Here is a 21,798-nt window from a genome sequence, read left to right on the forward strand (position 1 = left end):
GAACACCAGGATGTACCCGATAGATTTCTTCTTTCGCGCCGCCGAGCAGTATCCGGACCGCATCGCGCTGGACGGCCCAGAGGGCCTGGTCACGTACTCGCGGCTGGCCGCCGACACGCGGGCGCTGGCCGCGGCCTTGCAGGACCTGGATCCGGCGCCGCAGACGCGGGTGGCGATCTGCGCCGGCAACTCCGCGCGGCACATCCTGGCGCTGCTGGCCGTGCTGGCCAGCGGCAAGGTGTGGGTGCCGCTCAATTACCGCAGCACCGAGCGCGAGATCGGGCGCATCCTGGACGCCACCGAGCCGTCCATCGTGATCGTCGACGGCGTGGGCGCGCCGCTGGCGCCCGAGGTCCAGGCGCCGCAAGGCCGCCGCCACATCCATCTGGACGACGCGGCGGCGCCGCTGGCGCTGGATGAGCTGCTGGCCCGCTGCGCCGGACGCGAGCCGCAACGCCACGCGCTGCCGCGCGACGCCACCCAGGCCGTCAAGTTCACCGGCGGCACCACCGGCCTGCCCAAAGGCGTGATGCAGCCGTACCACGCGTGGAATGCGGGCATCATCAACCAGATCATGAGCTGGGGGCTGACCCACGAAGACCGCTATGTGGTGGCCGCCCCCATCACGCACGGCACCGGCACCTACCTGCTGCCGGTGCTGGCGCGCGGCGGCGCCCATCTGCTGCTGGACGGCGTCACGCCGGCCAGCATTACCGCCGCCTTCCGCGAACGCGGCGGCACGCTGAGCTTCATGCCGCCCACGCTGATCTACATGATCATGGCGCAGCCCGGCGTCTCGCGCGCCGACTTCCCGCGCCTGCGCAACCTGATCTACGGCGGCGCGCCCATGCCGGTGGAGAAGATCGACAAAGCCCGCGCCTTCTTCGGCCCGGTGCTGGGCACCACCTACGGCCAGACCGAAGCGCCGCAGATCGTGACCGTGCTGCGCCCCTCTGATCTGGAAGCGCCGCAGAACCGCGCCTCGGTCGGGCGCGTCACCTGGCTCAGCGACGTGGCCATCATGGCGCCCGACGGCGCGCTGCTGCCGCGCGGCGAGATCGGCGAGGTCGTGGTGCAGGGCGACCTGGTCATGGCCAGCTACTGGCGCCTGCCCGAAAAGACCGCCGAAACCGTGGTGAACGGGTGGCTGCATACCGGCGACACCGGCCTGATCGACGCGCGCGGCTATCTGTTCCTGAAGGACCGGCTGCGCGACGTGATCATCACGGGCGGCTTCAACATCTATCCCGTGGACGTGGAGAACGCGCTGTCCGCGCATCCCGCCGTGTACGAATGCTCGGTGTTCGGACTGCCGGACGACAAGTGGGGCGAAGCGGTCCACGCCGCGGTCCAGTTCCATCCCGGCGTGGAAGCCAGCGAGGACGAGCTCAAGGCGCACGTGCGCGCCCTGCTCGGCCCCGTGGCCACGCCCAAACAGTTCCACATCCATGACAGCCTGCCGCGCTCCAGCGTGGGCAAGGTACTGAAAAATGCCGTGCGCGACGCGGCCCAGAAGGAGTCCTCATGAAAACGCCCGAAACCCGCCTTTGCGCGCATCACCTCACCGGCATGTCCTACCGCGACGTGGACCTGGTCGAGGACCTGATCGGCAAGAAAACCTTCACCGAAGTCATGATCATGCAGATCCTTGGCCGCGAGGCGCGCCCGGTGGACCTGCGCATCGTCGACGCGGTGCTCGTCACGCTGATGGAGCACGGGCTGACGCCCAGCGCCATCACCACGCGGCTGATCTATATGAGCGCGCCGGAAAACCTGCAGGGCGCGGTGGCGTCGGGGCTGATGGCGGTGGGCAGCCGGTTCGTCGGCACCATGGAAAACTGCTCGCGCCTGCTGGACCGCATCCGCCAGGCCGAGGACGGCCGCGCGGAAGCCCTGGCGATCGCCCGCGAATTCCGCGAATCGCGCAGCGCGCTGCCCGGCTTCGGCCACCATCTGCACAAGCCCGACGATCCGCGCTCGATCAAGCTGCTGGCGTTGGCCGAGGCCGAGCCAGATCTCAAGGGCGACTCGCTCAAGGCGCTGCGCCTGTTCTCGGCAGCCATCGACGAGACCTACGGCAAGCACATCACCATCAATGCCACCGGCGCGGTCGCCGCGCTGCTCAGCGAGATCGGCGTGCCGACCGAACTGATGCGCGGCTTCGCCGTCATCTCGCGCGCGGCCGGCCTGGTATCGCACGTGGCCGAGGAACAGCAAAGCCCGTCCGGACGCTACATCTGGGAAACCATAGACCACGCCATTCCCTACGTGGGCCGAGGCAAGACGCATCAGGGCGCAGAGCAAGCGTAACGGCGCAGCCGGCCGCATCCGCATGGACGGGGGAACGACCGGCGAGTACGCCTGATCCCTCCCCCGGCAGCGCTCAACCCAGGTTGGGCGCCAGCGTCCGCTTCAGGTCTTCGATGCCGCGGCCGCTGCGGGCGGCGTAGTCCTGCAGCTGGTCTTCGCCGATCACGCCCACGTTGAAGTACTGCGACTGCGGGTGGCTGAAGTAGAAGCCGGACACGCTGGAGGCCGGGTACATGGCATAGCTGTCAGTCAGCATCATGCCGATGTCGGCGCCGTCCAGCACGCGGAACATGTCGGTCTTGATGACGTGCTCCGGGCAGGCCGGGTAGCCGGGCGCGGGGCGGATGCCCACGTATTTCTCGGCGATCATATCCTCGTTGGACAAAGCCTCGTCGGGCGCGTAGCCCCACAGGTCCTGGCGCACGCGGGCATGCAGGCATTCGGCGAAGCCTTCGGCCAGGCGGTCGGCGAGCGACTTCAGCATGATGCTGGAGTAGTCGTCCAGCGCCTTTTCGAATTCCGCTTCCTTCTTTTCGATGCCCAGGCCGGCCGTGACCGCGAACATGCCGATGTAGTCCAGCTTGCCGCTGGACTTGGGCGCGATGAAGTCGGACAGGGACTTGTTGCTGACGCCTTCGCGCTTGGCGCCCTGCTGGCGCAGGTTGCGGTAGGTGAACAGCACCTCGCTGCGGGTCTCGTCCTTGTAGACCTCGATGTCCTCGTCGTTAATGCTGTTGGCCGGGTAGAAGCCCACCACGCCGTTGGCGGTGAGCCAGCGGCCTTCGATGATGCGCTTCATCATGGCCAGGCCGTCGGCGTGGACCTTGCGCGCCTGCTCGCCCACGACCTTGTCGTCCAGGATGGCCGGATACGGGCCGAACAGGCTCCAGGTCTGGAAGAACGGGCCCCAGTCCACGTACTTGGCGATCTCGGCCAGGTCGTAGCTCTTGAAAGTGCGGCGGCCGATGAACTTGGGGCGCGGCGGCGTGTAGTTGTCCCAATCGATCGCGGGACGCGAGGCGCGCGCTTCCGCCAGCGGCAGGATGGGCGTGGCCTTGCGGTTGGCGTGGCGGCGGCGCACCTCTTCGTATTCCTGGGCCAGCTCCGCCAGATACGTTGCCGACTGGTCCGACATCAGGTTCGTCGCCACGCCCACGGAACGGCTGGCGTCCGGCACGTAGATGACCGGGCCTTCGTAGTTGGGCGCGATCTTGACGGCGGTGTGCACGCGGCTGGTGGTGGCGCCGCCTATCATCAGCGGCAGCTTGCGGCTGCGGAAGTACTCGTCGCGCTGCATCTCGCTGGCCACATAGGCCATTTCCTCGAGGCTGGGCGTGATCAGGCCGGACAGGCCGACGATGTCGGCGTTCTCTTCCTTGGCCTTTTCCAGGATCTGGGCGCAGGGCACCATCACGCCCATGTTCACGACTTCGAAGTTATTGCACTGCAGGACCACCGACACGATGTTCTTGCCGATGTCGTGCACGTCGCCCTTGACGGTGGCGATGACGATCTTGCCCTTGGCGCGCACGTCGCCGCCGGCGGCCGCGATCTGGCGCTTTTCTTCTTCGATGAAGGGGATCAGGTGGGCCACGGCCTGCTTCATGACGCGGGCGGACTTCACCACCTGCGGCAGGAACATCTTGCCCTCGCCGAACAGGTCGCCCACCACGTTCATGCCGTCCATCAGCGGGCCTTCGATCACTTCGATGGGGCGGCCGCCGCGATCGAAGATTTTCTGGCGCACTTCTTCCGTGTCTTCCACGATGAAGGCGGTGATGCCGTGCACCAGCGCGTGCGACAGACGCTTTTCCACTTCAGCGTTGCGCCAGGCCAGGTCTTCTTCCTTCTTGGCGCCCGAGCCCTTCACGCTGTCGGCGAACTGCACCAGGCGTTCGGTCGGCGTGCGCTCGTCGTCGGCCTCCGTTTTGCCCACGGGTTCGGCGCGGTCCAGCACCACGTCCTCGACCAGATCGCGCAGCTTGGGATCCAGGTCGGCGTACACGCCCAGCTGGCCGGCGTTGACGATGCCCATCGTCATGCCTTCCTTGACGGCGTAATAGAGGAACACCGTGTGGATGGCCTCGCGCATGGGCTCATTGCCGCGGAACGAGAAGCTGACGTTGGACACGCCGCCGGAAATGCGGGCGTGGGGCAGGTTCTCGCGGATCCAGCGCGTGCCTTCGATGAAGTCCACGGCGTAGTGGTTGTGTTCGTCGATGCCGGTGGCGACCGCGAAGACGTTGGGATCGAAGATGATGTCTTCCGGCGGGAAGCCCTCTTCCTCGACCAGGATCTTGTAGGCGCGGCCGCATATTTCCTTGCGGCGCTCCAGCGTGTCGGCCTGGCCCAGTTCGTCGAACGCCATCACCACCACGGCCGCGCCGTAGCGGCGGCACAGGCGCGCATGGTGGCGGAAGGGCTCCAGCCCCTCCTTCATGGAGATCGAGTTCACAACGGGCTTGCCCTGCACGCACTTCAAGCCTTCTTCGATGACCTCCCACTTGGAGCTGTCGATCATGATCGGCACGCGTGCGATGTCGGGCTCGGAGGCAATCATGTTGAGGAAGCGCCGCATGCAGGCCACCGAATCCAGCATGGCCTCGTCCATGTTGATGTCGATGATTTGCGCGCCGTTCTCGACCTGTTGGCGGGCCACGGCCAGCGCCTCGTCGTATTTCTCTTCGCGGATCAGGCGGGCGAACATCTTGCTGCCCGTCACGTTGGTGCGTTCGCCCACGTTGACGTACAGCGTGTCTTCGTCGATGTTCAGGGGCTCCAGGCCCGACAGGCGGGTCTTGACCGGAATATCCGGCACGGCGCGCGGGGTCAGCGACATGACCTTGGCGGCGATCTCGCGGATGTGGTCCGGCGTGGTGCCGCAACAGCCGCCCGACATGTTGACCAGCCCGGCGCGGGCGAATTCCTCCAGCAGCGCGGAGGTGTCGGCCGGGGTTTCGTCAAAGCCGGTTTCGGCCATCGGGTTGGGCAGGCCGGCGTTCGGATACACGCAGACGTAGGTGTCGCAGATGCGGGCCAGCTCGGCCACATAGGGGCGCATCAGCGCCGCGCCCAGCGCGCAGTTCAGGCCGATGGTGATGGGGCGCGCATGGCGCACCGAGTTCCAGAAGGCTTCCACGGTCTGGCCGGACAGGATGCGGCCCGACGCGTCGGTCACCGTGCCCGAGATCATCACAGGCAGGCGCACGCCGCGCGCCTCGAACACTTCCTCGGTGGCGAAGATCGCCGCCTTGGCGTTCAGGGTGTCGAAGATGGTTTCGATCAGGACGATATCGATGCCGCCGTCCAGCAGGCCGTTGAGCTGCTCGACATAGGCGACGCGCAGTTCCTCGAAGGTGACGTTGCGCGCGCCCGGATCGTTCACGTCCGGCGAGATCGACGCCGTCTTGGGCTGCGGGCCCAGCGCGCCGGCCACGAAACGCGGCCGCTCGGGCGTGCTGTAGGCGTCACAGGCCTCGCGCGCCAGGCGGGCGGACACCAGGTTCAGTTCGTAGGCCAGTTCCGGCAGCTCGTAGTCGCCCTGCGCGATGCTGGTGGCGCCGAAGGTGTTGGTCTCGATGACGTCGGCGCCGGCTTCCAGGTACTGGCGGTGGATCTCCGAAATCACGTCCGGACGCACCAGCGACAGCAGCTCGTTGTTGCCCTTGACGTCCTTGCCGTGGCCGGCGAAGCGCTCGCCGCGGAAATCCGCCTCGCCCAGCTTGTAGCGCTGGATCATGGTGCCCATGGCGCCATCCAGGATCAGGATGCGCTTGCCCAGCAGACGGGCGAATTCGCCGCCATGGGTATAGGCTTCGGGCGGGTAAGGCAGGCGGGGATACGACACGGGCAGGTCCGGATGGAGTTGGCGACGGCGGCGCAATGTGGTGAAAAAGCGAAAAACACCGCAAAAACAAGCCTTGATCGTAACAAAATGGGCCTATCCGCGCCTCCCGGTGATACAGTTTTGGCCCCGAACCGGTGCTTTCGGCGCAAGGGGCTGGCAAGAACGCAACACTTGCCGGCCGCGCGCGAAAGGTAAACGGGAAACAGGAAGAGATCCGCCAGGACTGCCGCCCCCACAAGGCGCAGGCCAGTCCCCGGCTCCAGCCTGTGCTGCCCCCGCAACGGTCCCCATGCGCGCGATGCGCCCATGGCAGCCCGATACCGGCCAGTTCGATCGCCAGGAAGTCCATGCATTGCCGCCAGGCCCTCACCGGTCCGCCGCGGCGTGGGCGACCTCCCCATCGTGAATGGCCTGCGGGGTCGCGGGTCGCATCGAGGTTACGTAGATGAAAACCCGCTCCATCCGGCGCTATGCCGGCGCCCTGCTCTGCTCCGCCCCGGCCATCGCCGCCGCCCAGCAAGCCGCCTCCACCACGCCCCAGCTCGACGCCGTCACGGTCACCGCCCAACGCGTGCCGACCGACGGCCGCACGCTGCCGGTGTCGATCTCGGTCATCACCGCCGAAGACATCGCCGCGGCTAGCGCCCGCACCCTGCAGGACGTGCTGTCGACCCAGGCCGGCATCCACCTGATCAACACCAGCAGCTCCAGCGACAACTCCATCGTCGATCTGCGCGGCTTCGGCATCACCGGCGCCAGCAACACGCTGATCCTGATCGACGGCGTGAAGCAGAACACCAACGACCTGTCGGCGCCCAGCCTGGGCGTGGTGCCGCTGGACCAGGTCGAACGCATTGAAATCGTGCGCGGCAGCGGCTCGGTGCAGTACGGCGGCGGCACCACCGGCGGCGTCATCAACATCATCACGCGTTCGGATTTCGCCAAGGAGCCGGTCACCGCCCGCGCCACCGCCACCTTCGGCAGCTACGGCCTGCGCCAGTACGACGCCGCCGTGGCCATGAACAATGAAAAGGTCGGCGTCGACGCCTATATGCAGTCGCTGCACAGCGACGGCTACCGCGACCACAGCGGCGAACGCCGCGAAGGCGGCGGCGGCGGCATCACCTTCCGCCATGACGACGGCTCGATCCGCCTGTACGGCCGCACCACCACGCAGAAGCTGGAACTGCCCGGCCCGCGCACGATCAACCCGAAGACCGGCCTGAACGAATACCAGGACGATCCGCGCGGCTCGAAGAACGACCTCGACTACGTCAAGACCACCACCACCACCTTCGGCCTGCAGCTCGAGCAGGCGATCGGCGCCGGCACGCTGTACGCCGACCTGTCGACCCGCGAAAAGAAGCTCGACGGCCTGACCTACGACGGCTTCGGCGACATCCTGCGCGACCAGAAGCTGGAAGAGAACATCGCCAGCGTGCGCTATCGCCTGCCGATCAACGGCGGCCACAGCATCGTCTTCGGCGCCGACGGCCAGGAAGCCAAGACCACGGCCAACCAGAACGCCTACTACGACTTTCAGCCCTCGAAGTGGCAATCGCGCCAGCACCAGTACGGCCTGTTCGCCGAAGGCCAGGTCCGCGCCACCGAGAGCACCTACGTGACGGCCGGCGTGCGCCGCCAATACGCCTCCGACGACCTGGACGTGATCTCCGGCTCGGGCACGGCGTCGGACCGCAGCAACCACCTGACCGCCTGGCAGCTGGGCGTGCGCCAGGACCTGCCAGCCGGCTTCGGCGTGTACGGCAAGGTCGGCCGCAGCTTCCGCCTGCCCAACGCCGACGAACTGCTGTCGGTGCAGACCCCGTTGGCGCCGCAGACCTCCACCGACAAGGAAATCGGCGTGACCTGGCAATCGGCCAGCAGCAGCGCCCGCCTGTCGTACTTCCGCTATGACCTGACCAACGAGATCCAGTACAACCCGCTGGCCGACGGCATGTGGGGTCCGGGCACCGGCGCCAACACCAACCTGGACCCGACCCGCCGCCAAGGCATCGAACTGGAAGGCCACACCGCGATCTCCAGCAGCGTGTCGCTGGACGCCAACCTGACCTGGATGGAAGCGCAATTCCGCTCCGGCACCTACGCCGGCGTGGACCTGGCGGGCAAGACCGTGCCGCTGGCGCCCAAGTGGCTGGCGAACGCCGGCGTGACCTGGCGCCCCACCGATGCGTTCCTGTGGAACGTGACGGCGCAATACGTGGGCAAGTCGCGCATGGACAACGACCAGGCCAACCAGTTCGCCAAGGAGCTGGACGCCTACGTGCTGTTCAACACCAAGGTGGCCTACAAGTTCACGCGCAACATCGAAGGCGCCATCGGCGTGAACAACATCTTCGACCGCCAGTACGCCACCTACGGCATCCGCGGCGGCAATGCTTCGTTCGAGATGTTGGGCCCCGTCGCCAACTACAGCCTGTATCCCGCACCCGGCCGCAACTTCTACGCGTCGCTCACGCTGCGCTATTGATCGCGGCATTCCGATATAGTCGGCGTTCACCGCTGGCTACATCGGCTTCCTGCATGACCCTCGCACGCGCCTATCCTCGCATCGTTCCGGGGCTGTTCCTGGCCTCGGGCCAGTGGCTGGCCACGGGTCTTGTCGCGGGCCTGCTCGCGGGCCTGGCGGCTCCAGCCGCAGCCGGCCAAGCCACGCCCGGTCCGGCCGCCGCCCTCCAGGTCCGCGACGACCAAGGCCGCACGGTGCCGCTGGCCGCCCCCGCCCGGCGCGCCGTCACGCTGGCCCCGCACGCCACCGAACTGGTCTTTGCGGCGGGCGCGGGCGACCGTCTCGTCGCCACCATCCGCGGCAGCGACTATCCGCCCGCTGCCCGCCAGTTGCCCATCATCGGCGACGGCACTCAGCCCGATCCCGAACGCGTAGCAGCCGTGCGCCCCGACCTGCTGATCGCCTGGCAGCCCGCCGCCGCCGCGCCGCTGGCGCGGGTGATGGACAAGCTGGGCGTGCCGGTGTTCTACAGCGACCCGCAGACCCTGGCCGCCATCCCGGACGCGGTCGAACGCATGGGCGCGCTGTTCGGCACCGAGGCGCAGGCGCGGCCCGCGGCCCAGGCCCTGCGCGCCCGCCTGGACGCCCTGGCCGCGCGCTATGCCGGCCGCCGCCCCGTGCGCGTTTTCGTGCAGGCGGGGCTGGATCCCATCTACACCCTGAACGACAGCAGCATCGTCAGCGACGCCCTGCGCGTCTGCGGCGGCGTCAATGTCTTCGGCCAGGCGCCCGTGGTGGCGCCCCAGGTCACGCTGGAAAGCGTGCTGGCGGCGCGGCCCGAGGCGGTGCTGGCCGGCATTTCCCGCCCCGAGGACGCCGCCCGCAACCTGGCCGCCTGGCAGGCGCTGGGGCTGCCCGCCGCGCGGCTGGGGCACGTGTACGGCGTGGACGCCGACGCCCTGTACCGCCCAGGCCCGCGGTTGATCGATGCCGCCGAGGCGATCTGCGCCGATCTGGACCACCTGCGCTGAACCGTGTCCGCGCCATGATCTGCAAATAGTGGAACGCTGCATTTCACCGAGTACGTCTGCCGCGTGGCGTCGTGCTTTATCATTCGAGCAACGAATCGCCAGCCCCCGCGGGCTTCGCATCGTGCGCACCCGCCCTTTGAACCTCCGCCATGACCACTCAAGACACTCTCACCATCGCCGGCCGCGCCTACTCGTCGCGCCTGCTCGTCGGCACCGGCAAGTACAAGGACTTTGAACAGACCCGCGCGGCGCTGGACGCCAGCGGCACCGAGATCGTCACGGTCGCCATCCGCCGTACCAATATCGGCCAGAACCCCGGCGAACCGAACCTGCTGGACTACGTCCCGCCGTCGAAATTCACGCTGCTGCCCAATACCGCCGGCTGCTATAGCGCCGACGAGGCCGTGCGCACGCTGCGCCTGGCGCGCGAATTGCTGGACGGCCATGAGCTGGTCAAGCTGGAAGTGCTGGGCGACCCGCAGACCCTGTTCCCCAACATGCCCGAAACCCTGAAGGCCACCAAGACGCTGGTGGACGAAGGCTTCAAGGTCATGGTGTATTGCACCGACGATCCCATCCAGTGCCGCATGCTGGAAGACCTGGGCGCGGTCGCCGTGATGCCGCTGGCCTCGCTGATCGGCTCGGGCATGGGCATCCTCAACCCCTGGAACCTGCGCCTGATCATCGAGCAGGCGCGCGTGCCCATCGTGGTGGACGCCGGCGTGGGCACCGCGTCGGACGCGGCCATCGCCATGGAACTGGGCTGCGACGCCGTGTTGATGAACACCGCCATCGCCGGCGCGCGCGATCCCATCCTGATGGCCAGCGCCATGAAGAAGGGCGTGGAAGCCGGCCGCGAGGCCTTCCTGGCCGGCCGCATGCCCAAGAAACTGTACAGCGGCGCCCCCAGCTCGCCCTCCGAAGGCCTGATCACGGCAGGCGCTCCCAAATGAGCAGCAAGCAGCAGGCCGCCAGCGGCCGTCCCATCCCCAACGCGCTGACCATCGCCGGCGTCGACCCGTCCGGCGGCGCCGGCATCCTGGCCGACGTGAAGGCCATGAGCGCGCTGGGCGCCTACGGCTGCGCGGTGATCGCCGCGCTGACGGCGCAGAACACCCAGGGCGTCACCGGCATCTCCGCGGTCCCGCCCGCTTTCGTCGGGCAGCAGATCGACACGCTGTTCGCGGACGTACGCATCGACGCGGTCAAGATCGGCATGCTGGGCCAGCAGCCGGTGATCCAGGTGGTGGCCGAGAAGCTCGCCAAATGGAGCCCGGCCCACGTGGTGCTGGATCCGGTCATGGTGGCCAAGAGCGGCGACCTGCTGCTGGAGCGCGACGCCGTGGGCGCCATGCGCGAGGCTCTGCTGCCCCAGGCCACCCTGCTGACGCCCAACCTGCCCGAGGCCGGCGTGCTGCTGGAAGAGCGCCCGGTCGAGACCGTCAAGGAAATGCGCCGCGTGGCCGAACGCCTGCGCAACAAGCTGGCGCATTCGGGCGAGCGCTGGGTGCTGGTCAAGGGCGGCCACCTGCCCGGCAACGAGACTATCGACCTGCTGCACGACGGCGACCGCATGATCGAGCTGCCCGGCCACCGCATCGAGACCGTCAATACCCACGGCACCGGCTGCACCCTGTCGGCGGCGCTGGCCGCGCTGCTGCCGCAAACCGGGGACGTGCCGGAAGCTGCGCGCCGCGCCAAGGCCTACCTGACCGAGGCCATCCGCCACGCCGAGCGCCTGTCGGTGGGCTCCGGCCACGGCCCGGTGCACCACTTCCACGCCTGGTGGTAGGCCCAGGCGGCGCCTGAAACATCTGTCGGCGGGGCGCGGCGTCACAGTACGCTACGAATCGGTACAATGGTCTGTTGATTCCTCTGTTTTTTCTGACCGTCATGAACGCTTCGACCCTGCCCGACGTAGAACAAGCCCGCTTCAACATGGTGGAGCAGCAGATCCGCCCCTGGGATGTTCTGGACACCACAGTGCTGCAAGCGCTGTTCGATGTGCGCCGCGAACAATTCGTTCCGCCGGCCCTGCGCGCGCTGGCGTTTTCCGACCTGGAACTGCCGCTTGAGATCAACGCGGTCAACACCCGCCAGAACATGCTTTCGCCCAAGATGGAAGCCCGCCTGGCGCAAGACCTGCAGCTGACCAAGTCCGACTGTGTGCTGGAAATCGGCACTGGCTCCGGCTATCAGGCCGCGCTGCTGGGCTACCTGGCGCAGCAGGTCACCTCGGTCGAGATCGACAGCCGCCTGGTGACGTTCGCGCAGCAGAACCTGCAGATGAACAACGTTACCAACGTCAAGGTCGAAACCGGCGACGCCCGCAACGGCTGGGGCTCCACCGAATACGACGCCATTCTCGTCACGGGTTCCGTGCCGACCGTCCCCGACGCGCTGAAGTACCAGCTGCGCGTGGGCGGCCGCCTGGTCGTGATCGTGGGCCAGGCCCCCGTCATGACGGCCTGTCGCATCACCCGCACCACCGCGGCCAGCTTCGAAACCGTGAACCTGTTCGAAACCGTCATCAAGCCGCTGCGCGGCGTCACGGTTTCCCAGTTCAAGTTCTGACCCCCAACCCCGCCGCCGGGCGCCTGCCCCTCCACCGGGGCCGCCGCGTCCCGGGCGGCCCGGCGTATCGTTGACCATCATGCGTGTCCGATTGCTAACGGCTTTACTGGTTTTTACCTGCGCCGCCAGCGTCGGCCCGTCGCCCGTCCGCGCGCAGAACCTGATCCAGATCTGGCAATCGGCGCTGGGCAATGACCCGATCTACGCCGCCGCGCGGGCCAACTACCGCGCAGGCCTCGAAAAAGAACCCCAGGCGCGCTCCCTGCTCCTGCCCCTGATCTCCGCCGAAGCGGGCGGGGCCTACCAGGAAACCCGCAGCACCCGCGGCATGGGCATCGCCTACAGCGGCGGACGCGGCGTGTGGGACCTGTCCCTGACCCAACCGCTGTTCGATTGGGGCCGCTGGCAGAACTTCGAGCAATCCAAGCTGATCGTCGCCGACGTCGAAGTGCAGCTGCAACAGGCCTACCAGGACTTGCTGCTGCGCGTGGCCGACGCCTATTTCAACGTGCTCTACGCCCAGGACACCCTGACCGCCACCGAGGCCGAGAAGGCCGCCGTGGCCGGGCAGCTGGAGTCCGCCAAGCGCAACTTCGAGCTGGGCAACGCCACCATCACCGATACCTACGAGGCGCAGGCGCGCTACGACCTGGTGGTGGCGCAGGAACTGCGCCTGCAGAACGATCTGGAAGTCCGCCGCGATGAGCTGGCCAAGATCATAGGCACGGCGCCCGGCGCGTTGTCCGAACTGCCCTACGGCGTGCAACTGCCCGCGCCGCAGCCCGCCCGCGTGGCCGACTGGAGCAACCAGGCCGAGTCCTCCAGCCTGGACGTGCTGCGCGCGCAGCTCCTGACGCGCATCGCCGGACGCGAGATCCAGATCGCCAAGAGCGGCCACTACCCGACCCTGAACCTGCGCGCCAGCAGCGGCAGCGCCAGCGACGCCGTCATGCGCAATGCCGCGCCCGGCAAGCCCATCGACAGCACCATCGGCGTGGTGCTGTCGATTCCGCTCTACTCGGGCGGCGGGGTTTCGTCGCAAGTGACCGAAAAGGTCCAGCTGGAACAGAAGGCGCGCCATGACTACGAGGCGGCGCGCCGCCAGGCCGTCCAGGCCGCGCGCCAGTACTACACCGGCGTCACCAGCGGCCTGGCCCGCATCCAGGCGCTGGAAGCCGGCGAAAAGTCCAGCCGCGCCGCGGTCGAAGCCAACCGCACCGGCTACGAAGTCGGCGTGCGCATCAACCTGGACGTGCTCAACGCCCAACAGCAGCTCTACGCCACCCAGCGCGATCTGGCCCTGGCGCGCTACAGCACCGTGCTCACCAGCCTGCGCCTGAAGGCCACCAGCGGCATCCTGGCCGAAGCGGACCTGGAAGCGATCAACCGCCTGCTGCGGGAACCGCGCTGAGCCAGCGGCTGAGTCCTGCTTACTTGTTCTGGATCTTCTTCACGAGCGCGGTAGTAGAGCGCTCGAACTCGAACGGAATCGCCACCGCGCGGCCGCCCCAGGTCTTGACCAGGGCGGTCTCGGGCAGTTTTTCCATGTCGTAGTCGCCGCCCTTGACGATCAGGTCAGGTTTGAGCTGGCCGATCAGGGCTTCGGGCGTGTCTTCATGGAAGGACGTGACCACGGTCACGAAGCCCAGCGCCGCCAGCAAGGCGGCGCGGTCTTCCATGCGGTTCAGCGGGCGCTCGGCGCCCTTGCCCAGACGGCGCACCGACTCGTCGGTGTTCACCGCCACTACCAGGGTCGCGCCCAATTGGGCGGCCTGGTCGAGGTAGGTCGCGTGGCCCCGGTGCAGGATGTCGAAGACGCCGTTGGTGAACACCAGCGGCCGCGGCAAGCGGCCGGCGGCGACGGCAGCGACGCATTCGTCGCGGGACAGGACCTTGGATTCGAAACGGGCGGCAGGCATGCGGCGATTGTATCGCCCCGGCTCAGGCGCCGCCCAGGATGATCTGCTTTTCCTTCGGCACGATCAGAGCCGTCATTTCCTTGCGGTAACGGTTCAGGTCCTTCACCGTTTCGAAGCTGCGGTCCATCAGCTTGGACAGGATGTGCAGGATGCGGGTGGCGACCTTCTGCTCCCATACGCCGTCAAAGCGGATCTGCGTGTCCAGCCAGTGCTCCAGCCAGCCCGGTTCCGGCAGACGCGACTGCACCGTGTCGTTGGGGAACAGGTCCTTGTTCACGTGCAGGTTGGTCGGGTGCAGGGCCTGCTGCGTGCGGCCGGCCGAGGCCATCAGCACGCCGATCTTGGAGAACGCCAGGCGAGCCTGTTCGCTGGTGTCCTGCCCGCGGTCGTGCAGCGCGCGGCGCATGTACTGCAGGTAGGCGCCGGCGTGGCGGGCCTCGTCCTGGGCCACGGTCTTGTAGATGGCCTTGATGACCGGTTCCGTGTGCCATTCGGCGGCGCGCCGGTACCAGTGGTTCAAGCGGATCTCACCGCAGAAATGCAGCATCAGGGTTTCGAGTTCGGGTGCGGCATCGAACTCGAAGCGCACGTTGTGCAGCTCTTCCTCGGTGGGCACCAGATCCGGGCGGAAGCGGCGCAGGTACTCGATCAGCACCAGCGAATGCTTCTGCTCTTCAAAGAACCACACCGACATGAATGCGCAGAAATCGCTGTCGCCGCGGTTGTCGCGCAGGAACATTTCGGTGGCCGGCAAAGCGGCCCATTCCGTGATGGCGTTCATCTTGATCGTGTGAGCCTGCTCGTCCGAGAGCTTGCTGCGATCGAAATCACCCCAGGGAATGTCATGCGCCATGTTCCAACGCACGGCTTCCATGGTCTTGAAGAGTTCAGGATAAAGCATGGTCTGCCCTTGTTTTCGTCCCGCTAGTGGGGCTATAGATATAGAAATTAATGAATGAAGCGCCCGCTGCCGGCAAGGGCGCTGCATTCATCCACCGCAGCGCTATTTTTCGCCGTGTACCGCGAAGCTATGATGACCGTTTCATGAATGAAACATGACAGATGCCGTCTAGATCATCGCGCCGCCTATCGGGTCAAGGCCCATATCGCGACCCCGATGGCGACGGCCGCCACCCCAACCAGCGCTGCAACCAGCCGGTTGTTCTGTTCCTGAGCCCGCCGCAACTGGATCATCTCCGCCAGCAAGGCGGGCGCGACGTTGGGACGGCTCAGGTTGTCATGAACCAGCCTGGGCAAGGCGGGCAACATCTGCGACCACTGCGCGGCCTCCTTTTCCAGGCTCTGCCGCAGGCCCTTGAACCCGACGCGCTGACGCATCCAGCGTTCCAGGTAGGGCTTGGCGGTCTTCCAGAGATCCAGGTTGGGATCGAGCTGGCGGCCCAATCCCTCGACGTTCAGCAAGGTCTTCTGTAACAGCACCAGCTGCGGCTGGATCTCCACATTGAACCGGCGCGAGGTCTGGAACAGCCTCAGCAGCACCTGCCCCAACGAGATCTCCGACAACGGCCGGTCAAAATACGGTTCGCATACGGCGCGCACGGCGCCCTCCAGCTCTTCTTCGCGCGTATCGGGCGGCACCCAGCCCGACTCGATGTGCAACTGCGCCACGCGGCGGTAATCGCGGTGGAAGAAAGCCAGGAAGTTCTGCGCCAGGTAATTCTTGTCGAACTCGGACAGCGAACCCACGATGCCGAAATCCAGGGCGATGTAGCTGCCCAGCGTTTCCGGGCGGTCCGACACGTATATATTACCCGGGTGCATGTCGGCATGGAAGAAACCGTCGGTGAAGACCTGGGTGAAAAAGATTTCCACGCCAGTGCGCGCCAGCGTCGGGATGTCGATGCCCGCCTGGCGCATGCGCTCCACCTGGCCCACCGGCATGCCGTACATGCGCTGCATGGTGAACACCGTGGACGCCGTGTACTCCCAGATCACTTCGGGCACGATCAGCATGTCGCCGCGGCCGGACTCGGGGCCGAAGTTGCGGCGCAGCTGGCTGCAGTTGGACGCTTCGCGCACCAGGTCCAGCTCGTCGTGCAGGTACTTGTCGAATTCGGCCACGACTTCGCGCGGCTTCAGGCGGCGGCCGTCGGCGCCCAGGCGCTCGATGATGCGCGCCACTACCTTCAGGAGCGACAGGTCTTTCTCGATGATGCTGAGCATGCCCGGGCGCAGCACCTTGACCGCGACCTCGCGGCCGTCATGCAGCACCGCGAAGTGCACCTGGGCGATCGAGGCCGAGGCCACCGGGTCCACTTCGAACTGCGCGAACAGCTTCTCGGGCGGCGCACCCAGCGCGGCCTCGATGCAGGCCGCCGCCTGCGCCGAGGGGAACGGCGGCACGCGGTCCTGCAAAAGCGCCAGCTCGTCGGCAATGTCGGTGGGAATCAGGTCGCGGCGGGTGGACAGCACCTGCCCGAACTTCACGAAGATGGGGCCCAGCGATTCCAGCGCCAGGCGCAGCCTCAAGCCCCGCGGCTTGCGCGGACGCGTGCCCAGGCGGATGACGCGCAGGAGGCAGGTGGCCAGCGGATGGTTCAGGCTGGAGAGCACCAGCTCGTCCAGGCCGTAACGCAGCGAAACCACAATAATGCGAAAGAGGCGCAGCAGGGGAAACATGTATCAGGCGCCCCGCTTTGCGCTGGCGGACGCCAGACGGGTTTGCAGCGCCGCGGCCGAACGGGCCAGCGCGTCGGCGCGGGCGTTCAGTTCAGCCAGATCCAGGCGCCATTGCTCCAGCGCCGGGCGGCTGGCCAGCATGCCGCTTTCCTCGGACAGGTATTCCGACACGTTCTCGGCCAGGCGCAGACCGGCCGTGCGCGCGCCGCCGGCCGCGGCGCGGGCGCCGCCCACCAAGCGCAGCGCGGCGATGTCGCCCACCACCCGCGCCAGCGCGTCCTCCGGATCCCAGCGCAGCTGCTTGGACAGATCAGAAACCACCTGCGCCAGCGCCGCATCGCCCGAGATATGGGTCGCCTCGGCGAAATCGGGACGCTCGCGGTCCACGCCCAGCCGCGGCAACGGCAGTTTTTCAGGCGCGACCGTCAGGGTCACGTCGGGCACCACGGCCGCATCGGCCTGGGCCGCCAGCCCGTCGCTGTCGATGGTGAGGCCCAGGCTGAAGCCGCCCAGCGCGAAACGCACCGTTTTGCCCGCATGCCGGACCAGACGCGCGCGCGCCCAATCCTCGCGCCGCAACAGGGCGTTGAGCGCGCTTACAGCCAGTCGCGAGGGGGTGGGCAGGAACGGAAAAGGCAGCATGACGGTCTGCAACGGCCCCGATTACCGGGGTTGCCGAAGTTAATGGGTAAATCGGGAGTGTAACGGGTTAGATGAACGGGCGTTTTGCGCAAGCACATGGAAAAACCGGCCCTGGAAGGGCCGGTTCAAACAGATGCCTTGCGGCATCCGCAACGGAGGCGGGGATCGGCCCCGGCCGGCCAGGTTTAGCTGGCCAGATCCACCGGGATCTGCTGGATGCCTGCCAGCAGCCAGCCGCCATTGGCGGGCTTGAACAGGTTCCAGACTTCCTCGAAGCGGAACGCCTCGGCGCCCGGCGCTTCGCGCAGCATGCCGGAGAAGCGCACGCTGGCCAGGTGGCCGTCGGACACGGTTTCGATGCCCAGCATTTCAGCGTTCAACAGCACCACTTCGGTCTTGTTGGGCGCGGCGCCGCGCTCGGCCAGCTGCGGCTTGAGCTCGGTGATCAGGTCGTCGGTCAGGAAGTCGCGCAGGCCATCGGTGCTGCCGCTGTCCCAGACGGCCTGGATGCGCACAAACTGCTCCTTGGCCTGTTTCAGGAAGTTGGGCGTGTCGAAATCACCCGGCACGAACCAGTTGTTGTCGTCGCCCGCCTTGGGCATCGCGGCCGGAGCCGCGGCAGCGGCAGCGGCAACCGGAGCCGCGGCCGGAGCAGCCGGAGCCGGTTGCAGCGATTCACGCCACATCGGCTGCTGTTGCTGGCCCGGGGTGTTGTTGGCCCCGTTGAACGCGCCCTGCGTGGCAGTGCGCGGACCGGCGCCGCGCAGGCGGCGGATGATGAACATGACGGCGAACACGACCGCGGCGATCAGCAGCGCGGAGCCGAGGAACTCGGCGAAAGCGCCCGACAGGCCCATGCTGGAGAGCAGTGCGGCGATACCCAGGCCAGCGGCGATGCCGGCGATGGGGCCGAGCCAGCGCGAAGCGCCGCTCTTGGCGGCTGCGCCCGCGGTCGCGGCGCCGGCCGTGGCCGCGCCGGCGGCTGCCGGGGCGGCGGTGGCGCCCGCCGTGTTGTTGGCGGCGGCCGGCGGCGTGGTCGCCTGGCGCTGCTGGGTCACGTTGGAGGATTGTCGGCCGACGCTGCTGCCGCCGCCGGCACGGCGGGCTTCGGCGTCAAACGACGCCGTCACCAGTGCCGCGCCGGAAACGGCGATCAGCGCCGCGGCGACAAACCGCGAAAGACAGAATTTGGACATAGGTTTGCTCCCTCGTACTCGCGCCCCTGCCGCCCCGAGCAGCAGGAAGTCCCACGGACCGCGGGACCTTCGTCGCGACTTTTCTTACATTAATCTGAATACCGTAAGAATAACGGACAAGACGCCGCCCCACAAGTTCCCGCAGGGGCGGTGAAATATCCGGATGGCCGGCGCGGATCAGCCCAGCTTCACGCCTTCGTGCAAGGCGGCGATGCCTGCGGTCAGATTGAAGTACTGCACCCGGTCCAGTCCGGCCGTGCGCAGCATGTCGGCCAGGGTTTCCTGGTCGGGGTGCATGCGGATGGATTCCGCCAGATAGCGGTAACTGGCCTCATCCTTGGCGACTTTCTTGCCCAGCCAGGGCAGCACATTGAAGGAATACCAGTCGTAGGCAGGGGCCAGCGGCTTGGCCACGCGCGAGAATTCCAGCACCAGCAGCTTGCCGCCCGGCTTCAACACCCGGGTCATTTCGGCCAGGGCGCGATCCTTGTGGGTCATGTTGCGCAGGCCGAAAGCCACGCTGACGCGGTCGAAATGGCCCGTGGGGAACGGCAGGCGCTCGGCGTCGCACACGGCAGTGGGAACCAGCAGGCCGGCGTCGGTCAGGCGGTCGCGGCCCACGCGTAGCATGGAGTCGTTGATGTCCGTAAGCCAGACCTCGCCGGTGGGGCCGGCGCGCTTGGCGAAGGCTTTGGCCAGATCGCCCGTACCGCCGGCGATGTCCAGCACCTTCATGCCGGGACGGATGGCGGCGCGGCCGATGGTGAAGGCCTTCCAGACGCGGTGCAGCCCGGCCGACATGAAATCGTTCATGACGTCGTAGCGCTGGGCGACCGAATGGAAGACTTCGGCGACTTTGCGGGCCTTTTCGCCTTCCGGCACCGTCTGGAAGCCAAAATGGGTGGGTTGCGAGGCGGAATCCGCAGAATGTTGCGATTCGGAGGGGTTTTGCATGGTGAATTCCCGATATATCGTTCAATGGTAGCCTATCGGGCTCCCTCGCGAGGCCGGCGAAAGCCAACTATGGCGCCCGGCGGTCACATACCTGAAATATTGCGGCCATACTATCGCAATGTTCGCGCCGCGCCGGCGCTCAGAAGTGTGCCAAATTCGCCATGTCCAGCACCATCCTCGTCGTCGAAGACGAACCCGCCATCCAGGAACTGATCGCCGTCAACCTGTCCTTCGCCGGACACAAGGTGCTGCGCGCCTTCGACGCCGACCAGGCCCAGACGCTGATCCGCGCCGAGCTTCCCGACCTGATCCTGCTGGATTGGATGCTGCCCGGCACCTCCGGCCTGGCCATGGCGCGCAAGCTGCGCAACGACGAGCGCACCCGCGCCGTCCCGGTCATCATGCTGACCGCCAAAGGCTCCGAGCAGGACAAGGTGGACGGCCTGGAAGCCGGCGCCGACGACTACATCACCAAGCCCTTCTCACCCAAGGAGCTGATGGCGCGCATCAAGGCGGTGCTGCGCCGCCGCGCGCCCCAGCTGACCGACGACGTGATCGACGTGGGCGGCCTGAAGCTGGATCCGGTGACGCACCGCCTGTCGGGCAACAGCCAGTCGCTGCAGATCGGCCCCACGGAATTCCGCCTGCTGCATTTCTTCATGACGCACCCCGAACGCGTGTTCTCGCGCTCGCAGCTGCTGGACCAGGTCTGGGGCGACCACGTCTTCGTGGAAGAGCGCACGGTCGACGTGCACATCCGCCGCCTGCGCAAGGCGCTGGAACCCAGCGGCCACGATGCGCACGTGGAAACGGTCCGCGGCAGCGGCTACCGGTTTACGGCCCAGCTCCCCACGCGGTAAAACTCCCGCACGATGATCTGGCTGCGCACTCTTTTCCTGGTCGCCCTGTGGGCGGTTGCCGCATTATTGGTCCAATGGCTCATAGGAGACCCGGCGGGCTGGATACTGTTCTCCGCCGCGCTGGCCGCCATGCTGCTCTGGCGCAGCTGGCGCCTGCACCTGGTGTCCCACTGGGCCAACCATCCGGACACCTCGCCCCCCGCTTCGGTCGGGCCCTGGGACGATATCCTCGCCCCGCTGTACCGCTACACCCGCGCCCGGGCCCGCGAACTGAACGAAACCCAGAACACCATGCAGGGCATGCTGGCCGCGGCCCAAGCGCTGCCGGACGGCGCGGTGACCCTGAACGAAGATTTCCAGATCGACTGGTGCAACCGCATGGCGCGCCAGCATCTGGGCCTGCGCCTGCCGGCCGACCGCGGCCATAACCTGCTGAACCTGCTGCGCGCGCCCGAATTCGTGGAATACGCGCATCGCTCGTCCTGGCCCGAACCCATCCTGGTGCGCCTGGGCCAGCAGGGCCAGGAGCGGCTGATGATGATGCAGCTGACGGCCTACGCCAGCAATCAGCGCCTGCTGATCACGCGCGACGTCACCCAGATCGAACGCCTGGAAACCACGCGCCGCGACTTCGTCGCCAACGTCTCGCACGAGCTGCGCACGCCGCTGACGGTGCTGGCGGGCTTTCTGGAAACCCTGCGCGACATGCCGGCCGACGCCCTGCCCGCGGAACAGCGCGAGCAGTACATCGACATGATGCACGAACAGGCCCAGCGCATGCAGGCCATCGTCGAAGACCTGCTGACCCTGTCCACACTGGAATCCTCGCCGGGCAGCGACCCGCGCGCGGTGAACATGGGCGCGCTGCTGCAGAAGGCGCGCCAGCAGATCGAGGCCTTGTCCGGCGGCCGCCATGTGCTGGAATGGCACATCGACGAATCCCTGGACGTGCTGGGCGCCGAAACCGAGCTGACCTCGGCGCTGTCCAACCTGCTGACCAACGCGGTGCGCTACACGCCGGACGGCGGCACCATCACCGTGCGCTGGGCGCGCGAGGAAGACGGCGGCGCGCGCTACAGCGTGCAGGACACCGGCATCGGCATCCCCGCGCGCCACCTGCCCCGCCTGACCGAGCGCTTCTACCGCGTGGACCGCGGCCGCTCGCGCGCGGTGGGCGGCACCGGCCTGGGGCTGGCGATCACCAAGCACATCGCCATGCGCCACGACGCCGAATTGGTGATCACCAGCGAACCCGGCAAGGGCAGCGTGTTCGCGCTGCGCTTTCCGCCCGACCGAATCGCCATCGACAGCCCGGCCTGAACCGCCGGCGTTTTACCGTGGACGGGCCCCTGACG

Annotated in this window: 17 protein-coding genes; 10 read left to right on the forward strand and 7 right to left on the reverse strand. The window is 67.3% G+C overall.

Translation table 11 applies throughout. The annotated features are described in order from the left end of the window. Nucleotides 1–10: 10 nt before the first annotated feature. Together FOC84_RS09965 and FOC84_RS09970 are read left to right on the forward strand one after the other, a co-directional pair. Nucleotides 11–1,528 carry a class I adenylate-forming enzyme family protein gene (locus tag FOC84_RS09965; RefSeq protein ID WP_173144280.1) on the forward strand — a complete coding sequence of 506 codons (1,518 nt, stop codon included), beginning with the start codon at nt 11–13 and terminating at the stop codon, nt 1,526–1,528. After that, the gene (locus tag FOC84_RS09970) at nt 1,525–2,310 is read left to right on the forward strand and encodes a citryl-CoA lyase (RefSeq protein WP_173144281.1); all 786 of its coding nucleotides are present in this window, start codon (nt 1,525–1,527) and stop codon (nt 2,308–2,310) included. The genes FOC84_RS09965 and FOC84_RS09970 overlap by 4 nt, the downstream gene beginning before the upstream one ends. A 73-nt stretch (nt 2,311–2,383) precedes the next feature. Here FOC84_RS09970 and metH read toward each other — a convergent pair whose 3' ends face one another. Further along, on the reverse strand, nt 2,384–6,157 hold the full coding sequence (gene metH, locus FOC84_RS09975; RefSeq protein ID WP_173144282.1) for a methionine synthase: 3,774 nt from the start codon (nt 6,155–6,157) through the stop codon (nt 2,384–2,386). A gap of 445 nt (nt 6,158–6,602) precedes the next feature. Here metH and FOC84_RS09980 point away from each other — a divergent pair, with 445 nt between their 5' ends. From FOC84_RS09980 to FOC84_RS10005, 6 genes are all read left to right on the forward strand, one after another. Next, nucleotides 6,603–8,648, forward strand: coding sequence for a TonB-dependent receptor (locus FOC84_RS09980; RefSeq protein WP_173144283.1), 2,046 nt, complete (start codon nt 6,603–6,605; stop codon nt 8,646–8,648). 53 nt (nt 8,649–8,701) lie between these two features. After that, complete coding sequence (locus FOC84_RS09985; protein WP_173144284.1) at nt 8,702–9,658, forward strand: cobalamin-binding protein; 957 nt, start codon at nt 8,702–8,704, stop codon at nt 9,656–9,658. Between the two features lie 149 nt (nt 9,659–9,807). Beyond that, on the forward strand, nt 9,808–10,611 hold the full coding sequence (locus FOC84_RS09990; protein ID WP_173144285.1) for a thiazole synthase: 804 nt from the start codon (nt 9,808–9,810) through the stop codon (nt 10,609–10,611). After that, entirely contained in the window at nt 10,608–11,450 is an 843-nt protein-coding gene (gene thiD / locus FOC84_RS09995) for a bifunctional hydroxymethylpyrimidine kinase/phosphomethylpyrimidine kinase (protein WP_173144286.1), read from the forward strand. Before FOC84_RS09990 ends, thiD begins: the two co-directional genes overlap by 4 nt. 101 nt (nt 11,451–11,551) lie before the next feature. Then, nucleotides 11,552–12,232 (forward strand): protein-L-isoaspartate O-methyltransferase family protein, encoded by a 681-nt coding sequence (locus FOC84_RS10000; RefSeq protein ID WP_173144287.1) that lies wholly within the window; start codon nt 11,552–11,554, stop codon nt 12,230–12,232. A 79-nt stretch (nt 12,233–12,311) separates the two neighbouring features. Further along, the gene (locus tag FOC84_RS10005; protein ID WP_173144288.1) at nt 12,312–13,643 is read left to right on the forward strand and encodes a TolC family outer membrane protein; all 1,332 of its coding nucleotides are present in this window, start codon (nt 12,312–12,314) and stop codon (nt 13,641–13,643) included. Nucleotides 13,644–13,662: 19 nt separating this feature from the next. Here the strand turns inward: FOC84_RS10005 and rfaE2 are convergent, their stop codons facing one another. The 6 genes from rfaE2 to ubiE all read right to left on the reverse strand — a co-directional run bounded on the left by rfaE2 (nt 13,663) and on the right by ubiE (nt 19,583). Continuing rightward, nucleotides 13,663–14,151, reverse strand: a complete 489-nt coding sequence (rfaE2, locus tag FOC84_RS10010) for a D-glycero-beta-D-manno-heptose 1-phosphate adenylyltransferase (protein WP_173144289.1) — start codon at nt 14,149–14,151, stop codon at nt 13,663–13,665. A gap of 22 nt (nt 14,152–14,173) precedes the next feature. Beyond that, nucleotides 14,174–15,052, reverse strand: a complete 879-nt coding sequence (locus tag FOC84_RS10015; RefSeq protein ID WP_173144290.1) for a ferritin-like domain-containing protein — start codon at nt 15,050–15,052, stop codon at nt 14,174–14,176. A gap of 185 nt (nt 15,053–15,237) precedes the next feature. Beyond that, nucleotides 15,238–16,791: a ubiquinone biosynthesis regulatory protein kinase UbiB gene (ubiB, locus tag FOC84_RS10020; RefSeq protein ID WP_173144291.1), complete on the reverse strand. Its 1,554-nt coding sequence runs from the start codon at nt 16,789–16,791 to the stop codon at nt 15,238–15,240. 3 nt (nt 16,792–16,794) lie between these two features. Next, on the reverse strand, nt 16,795–17,433 hold the full coding sequence (locus tag FOC84_RS10025) for a ubiquinone biosynthesis accessory factor UbiJ (protein WP_173144292.1): 639 nt from the start codon (nt 17,431–17,433) through the stop codon (nt 16,795–16,797). A gap of 185 nt (nt 17,434–17,618) precedes the next feature. Then, on the reverse strand, nt 17,619–18,629 hold the full coding sequence (locus tag FOC84_RS10030) for a Tim44 domain-containing protein (protein WP_173144293.1): 1,011 nt from the start codon (nt 18,627–18,629) through the stop codon (nt 17,619–17,621). A gap of 177 nt (nt 18,630–18,806) precedes the next feature. Further along, a complete protein-coding gene (ubiE, locus tag FOC84_RS10035) occupies nt 18,807–19,583 on the reverse strand; it encodes a bifunctional demethylmenaquinone methyltransferase/2-methoxy-6-polyprenyl-1,4-benzoquinol methylase UbiE (protein ID WP_173144294.1) in 777 nt (258 codons plus the stop codon). A 161-nt stretch (nt 19,584–19,744) separates the two neighbouring features. On the opposite strand from ubiE, the gene phoB reads away from it, so the two are divergent. Both phoB and phoR read left to right on the forward strand, forming a co-directional pair. Next, a complete protein-coding gene (phoB, locus tag FOC84_RS10040) occupies nt 19,745–20,443 on the forward strand; it encodes a phosphate regulon transcriptional regulator PhoB (protein ID WP_006227196.1) in 699 nt (232 codons plus the stop codon). 12 nt (nt 20,444–20,455) lie between these two features. Continuing rightward, nucleotides 20,456–21,763: a phosphate regulon sensor histidine kinase PhoR gene (gene phoR / locus FOC84_RS10045; RefSeq protein WP_173144295.1), complete on the forward strand. Its 1,308-nt coding sequence runs from the start codon at nt 20,456–20,458 to the stop codon at nt 21,761–21,763. Nucleotides 21,764–21,798: the final 35 nt, after the last annotated feature.

Source organism: Achromobacter pestifer (genome assembly GCF_013267355.1).
Taxonomy (GTDB): domain Bacteria; phylum Pseudomonadota; class Gammaproteobacteria; order Burkholderiales; family Burkholderiaceae_B; genus Achromobacter; species Achromobacter pestifer_A.

What these genes read in the sequence shown, in the direction of transcription:
- FOC84_RS09965 (WP_173144280.1), top strand. Translation starts at nt 11, where the DNA reads ATGTACCCGATAGATTTCTTCTTTCGCGCCGCCGAGCAGTATCCGGAC.
- FOC84_RS09970 (WP_173144281.1), top strand. Translation starts at nt 1,525, where the DNA reads ATGAAAACGCCCGAAACCCGCCTTTGCGCGCATCACCTCACCGGCATG.
- FOC84_RS09980 (WP_173144283.1), top strand. Translation starts at nt 6,603, where the DNA reads ATGAAAACCCGCTCCATCCGGCGCTATGCCGGCGCCCTGCTCTGCTCC.
- FOC84_RS09985 (WP_173144284.1), top strand. Translation starts at nt 8,702, where the DNA reads ATGACCCTCGCACGCGCCTATCCTCGCATCGTTCCGGGGCTGTTCCTG.
- FOC84_RS09990 (WP_173144285.1), top strand. Translation starts at nt 9,808, where the DNA reads ATGACCACTCAAGACACTCTCACCATCGCCGGCCGCGCCTACTCGTCG.
- thiD (WP_173144286.1), top strand. Translation starts at nt 10,608, where the DNA reads ATGAGCAGCAAGCAGCAGGCCGCCAGCGGCCGTCCCATCCCCAACGCG.
- FOC84_RS10000 (WP_173144287.1), top strand. Translation starts at nt 11,552, where the DNA reads ATGAACGCTTCGACCCTGCCCGACGTAGAACAAGCCCGCTTCAACATG.
- FOC84_RS10005 (WP_173144288.1), top strand. Translation starts at nt 12,312, where the DNA reads ATGCGTGTCCGATTGCTAACGGCTTTACTGGTTTTTACCTGCGCCGCC.
- rfaE2 (WP_173144289.1), bottom strand. Translation starts at nt 14,151, where the DNA reads ATGCCTGCCGCCCGTTTCGAATCCAAGGTCCTGTCCCGCGACGAATGC.
- FOC84_RS10015 (WP_173144290.1), bottom strand. Translation starts at nt 15,052, where the DNA reads ATGCTTTATCCTGAACTCTTCAAGACCATGGAAGCCGTGCGTTGGAAC.
- ubiB (WP_173144291.1), bottom strand. Translation starts at nt 16,791, where the DNA reads ATGTTTCCCCTGCTGCGCCTCTTTCGCATTATTGTGGTTTCGCTGCGT.
- FOC84_RS10025 (WP_173144292.1), bottom strand. Translation starts at nt 17,433, where the DNA reads ATGCTGCCTTTTCCGTTCCTGCCCACCCCCTCGCGACTGGCTGTAAGC.
- FOC84_RS10030 (WP_173144293.1), bottom strand. Translation starts at nt 18,629, where the DNA reads ATGTCCAAATTCTGTCTTTCGCGGTTTGTCGCCGCGGCGCTGATCGCC.
- ubiE (WP_173144294.1), bottom strand. Translation starts at nt 19,583, where the DNA reads ATGCAAAACCCCTCCGAATCGCAACATTCTGCGGATTCCGCCTCGCAA.
- phoB (WP_006227196.1), top strand. Translation starts at nt 19,745, where the DNA reads ATGTCCAGCACCATCCTCGTCGTCGAAGACGAACCCGCCATCCAGGAA.
- phoR (WP_173144295.1), top strand. Translation starts at nt 20,456, where the DNA reads ATGATCTGGCTGCGCACTCTTTTCCTGGTCGCCCTGTGGGCGGTTGCC.